Source organism: Pinirhizobacter sp. (assembly GCF_035317885.1).
GTDB lineage: Bacteria > Pseudomonadota > Gammaproteobacteria > Xanthomonadales > Rhodanobacteraceae > Pinirhizobacter.
Genome location: NZ_DATHFX010000327.1, coordinates 1 through 4,166, shown reverse-complemented (window position 1 = coordinate 4,166; position 4,166 = coordinate 1). Strand labels below are relative to the sequence as shown.

Here is a 4,166-nt window from a genome sequence, read left to right as displayed (position 1 = left end):
ACCGCCGCGAGGCCGAGATGCGCGCCCTCGAGTACCGCGCGCTGCAGCGCCAGGGTGAAGGCGAGGGCGATTCGCTCCGCCAGGCGGAACTGGAAATCGAACGCCACCTGGCCCAGCAGCGGCAGGTGGAAGCGCAGCTGGAGGGCATTCGTGATACCCACCACGGCGCCAGCGAACATCTTAATGCGGTACAGGCCGATGTGTACAAGGTGGGCGCCGAGATCGCCCGTGTCGAGCAACAGGTGCGGCACAACCGCGAAACGTCCGAGCGGCTGATCCGCGCCCAGGGCGAGACCGAGCGCGAGTTCGGGGAACTGCAGGGGCACATCAGCGCCGACCAGGAGCAGATCGAGGCCCTGCGCACCGCCCTGGCCGAGGGCGAGCCGCGGCTGGAAGCGTTGCAGCAGATGCAGGACGACACCGGTGAGCAGCAGCGCAGCACCGAAACCCGGCTGGCCGACTGGCAGTCGCGCTGGGACACGCACACCCGCGGCGCCTCGGAAGCCTCCCGTGCCGCGGAAGTCGAACGCACGCGCCTGAACTACCTCGACCGCCAGGCCATCGACCTCTCCCGTCGCCGCGAGGCGCTCGAGGGCGAACGGCAAGCCTTCGACGTGGCGGCGCTCGACGCCGCCGCCGAAGCCCTGGAAACAGAGCACGATACCCAGCGCGAGCGCGTGGAAACCTTAGGGAGCCTGCTGGACCAGCACAAGGTTGCCCACGAGCGGGTGCTCGATGAAGAGCGCCAGGTGCAGGCCCGGTTGAACGACGCGCGCCAGCAGCTGCAGACCGCGCGCGGCCGCCATGCCTCGCTCGAAGCCCTGCAGCACGCCGCACTGGGCCAGGAAGAAAGCGCCGCCAGCGGCTGGCTCGATCGCCTGGGCTTGGCCAGCGCGCGTCGCCTGGGCGAGGCGCTGACCGTCGATGCAGGTTTCGAAGCGGCGGCGGAAACGGTCCTGGCGGGTTTGCTCGACGGTGTACTGGTGGACGATCCACTGGCGCTTGCCAAGGAACTGGGCGAGCTGACCGACGCCGACATCGCACTGTTCGCCTCGGCCGCCGGTGGCGACGCCCCCGCAGGCACCCTGGCCGCCCATGTCCGGGGACCTGCTTCGATCACCCATATGCTCTCGCGTATCCGCCTGGCTGATTCCCTCGACCAGGCCCGTCACGTGGCCGGGTCGCTTGCTGCAGGCGAGTCGGTCATCACCCGCGACGGCGCATGGATGGGACCGGGTTTCGCCCGTGTTCGCCGCGCCCAGGGCAACCAGGTGGGCGTGCTGGCGCGCGAGCGGGACATGCGCCAGCTTGCCGCCCAGCTAGAAGCACTCGAAGCCCAGGGTGAGGAAGGCACCGAACGGCTCGAAGCGTTGCGTACGTCCAAGTTCGAGGCCGAGCGCGCACGCGACGACGCCCAGCGCGACCTGTATGCCGCGCACCGCCGGTTGTCGGAGTTGGCCGGCCAGCTGCAGAGCCACCGCGGCAAGATGGAAACTGCCCGTGCGCGCAGCGAGAAAATCGGTGCCGAAATGGCCACGGTGCTCGAGCAGCTCGATGAGATGGAAGGCCAGGCCCGCGAAGCCCGTGCCCGGCTGGATGAGTCCGTGGGCAACATGGGCGACATGGAAGACCAGCGCCGCGCGCTGGAGAACGAGCGCCGCGAATTGCTCGAAGCGCGCGAGGAAGCGCGTATCAACGCCCGCGAGGCCGCCGAGCAGTCGCACCAGCTGGCGCTGAGCATGGAATCGAAGCGCTCTGCGCTGACGGGCCTTGAACAGGCGCTGGGCCGCATGGATGCCCAGTTGAAGCAGATCCAGTCGCGCCGTACCGAGATCGCCGAACAACTGGCCGCCGGTAGCGACCCGATCGCCGAGCTGGAGGCCGAACGCCAGACCTACCTCGACCAGCGCCTGCTGGTGGATCGCCAGCTGGTCGATGCCCGCCGTGCACTGGAAGGCCTCGACACGGAATTCCGCAAGCTCGAGCAGGAGCGCCAGCGCATCGAACACCAGTTGACCCAGGTGCGCGAGGGTGTCACCGAAAAGCGCCTGGCTGCGCAGTCGATCCAGATGCGCGCGGCCACGCTCGCCGAGGCCATCGCATCGTCAGGCCTGGAACTGGAACCGTTGCTGGCCGAGCTTGCCGAAGACGCCGAGCCTTCCCGCTGGCAGGCCCAGCTGGCGGAGCTTTCGCAGAAGATCATCCGCCTGGAGCCGGTGAACCTCGCCGCGATCCAGGAACACGCCGAGCAGTCCCAGCGCAAGGACTACCTCGACGCCCAGCTCACCGATCTTGCCACCGCACTGGAAACGCTGGAAAACGCCATCAAGAAGATCGACAAGGAAACGCGCCAGCGCTTCAAGGAGACCTTCGACCGCGTCAATGCCGGCGTGCAGGAACTCTTCCCGCGCCTGTTCGGCGGCGGCCACGCATACCTTGAGCTAACCGGCGAAGACCTCCTGGACACCGGCGTTGCGATCATGGCCCGGCCACCGGGCAAGCGCGTGAGCAACATCACCCTGCTTTCGGGCGGCGAGAAAGCCCTCACCGCCGTATCGCTGGTATTTGCCATTTTCGGCCTGAACCCGGCACCGTTCTGCCTGCTCGACGAGGTGGACGCGCCGCTGGACGAGGCCAACGTCGGCCGCTTCTCGGCGATGGTGCGCGAGATGAGCGAGAAGGTTCAGTTCATTTTCGTCAGCCACAACAAGGCCACGATGGAGGCCGCGCACCAGCTCTGTGGCGTTACCATGCGTGAACCGGGCGTATCCCGCCTGGTCCAGGTGGACCTCGCCGAGGCCGCCAAGCTCGCTGGCGCCGCTTGAAGGAACCCGTGATGACCCACGAACCCGTCGTTGCCCTGGCCTGGAACCCCGCCATCGGGGTGCCCTTGTTGATCGTGGCCGTGATCGTGCTGGGATTGATCTGGTTATTCGGCCAGCCGAGGAAAGAGCAGGGCCGTCGCAAGCCCCAGCCGCCGGCACCGCAGCGCGCGCCCGAACGGCGTGAGCCGACCTTTGGCGATGAGCCGGCCGGGGCCGCCGACAACGCGTTCGACTTTCCGCCGCCCAACTCGCGCGCACCGCGCCAGGGCACGCTGGACATGGATATGCAGGACGAGCTCGAACGCCTGGGCGCCACGCTTGCCGGCGACCGCAGCGCGCCGGTGGTGTCCTCTGCTTCCATCGAGGACATCCTGCGTTCGCCGCTTCCGACCGAGCCCACCGCATCGACCATGGGCGCCGTGCGCCCATCGGCACCCCCGGCGCGCCGGACGGAGCCCGCACCTGCCGCCGGAGCCGATACGCCGCCGTTCGATCCGGCTTCACCTGGCCCGGCGCCGTCCCGAGCCACCCCGGCCATCGAGCCGGTCCGCGCCGCAGCGGCCGCGCCATCTGAGCCGCCGCCGCGTTCTGACGTTGGCCGCCGGCCCGTCGAGCGGCCCGTCGAGCGCATTGTCAGCCTGTACGTGGTATCGCGCGACGATCACGTTTTCAATGGCACAGATCTCGTCGTGGCGGCCGAGAAGGCCGGCCTGGAATTCGGCGACATGGGCATCTTCCATCGCCTGGTCGATGGCCGCCGCGAGCTTGGACCGATTTTCAGCGTGGCGAACCTCGTCAAGCCGGGCAGTTTCGACTTGAAGCGCGTCGAAGCCATGCAGACCCCGGGCCTGTCGTTCTTCATGACCTTGCCTGGCCCCGTGCCGGCGCTCGATGCGTGGGACACGATGTTGCCCGCGGCGCAGCGCCTGGCGGAGTTGCTCGATGGCCTGGTGCTGGATGAGGAGCGCAACGCGCTCGGCCGCCAGCGCATCGCGCACATCCGCGATGAACTGCGTGGATGGGACCGCGGTCACGAAGGCGTCGAGATCAAATTCGGCGCGTAAGGTTCTGCGCCCGTGCCATTGGGGGTCAGAGTTTCACTCTGACCCCGTTCAAAAGGGGCGTTTCACGCTGCGCAAACGGGCCCATCGGGCATCGTAGGGGTCACGATTGTCGGTGAACGGTGCGCAAGGCGCACTGGCGTGCGTGCCCGCGTCTCGGCCGCGATCGTCCCTTTGCTCGGAGATCGCGGTAGTTCCACCACGGCGTGGAGGCGAACGTGGCATCGAACGGCGCGCCGACGAGGCGCTCAAGCTCAGCGGGCGACAGGCCAGGCGTCCA

General features: G+C 68.2%; 2 protein-coding genes. Both read left to right on the top strand.

The features are described 5' to 3' along the window. Positions 1-2,825, top strand: a 2,825-nt coding sequence (gene smc / locus VK519_RS10610; RefSeq protein ID WP_324349647.1) for a chromosome segregation protein SMC, incomplete at its 5' end; no start/stop codon positions are given. A gap of 11 nt (positions 2,826-2,836) precedes the next feature. Beyond that, the gene (zipA, locus tag VK519_RS10605; RefSeq protein ID WP_324349646.1) at positions 2,837-3,889 is read left to right on the top strand and encodes a cell division protein ZipA; all 1,053 of its coding nucleotides are present in this window, start codon (positions 2,837-2,839) and stop codon (positions 3,887-3,889) included. The last annotated feature ends 277 nt before the right edge of the window (positions 3,890-4,166 follow it).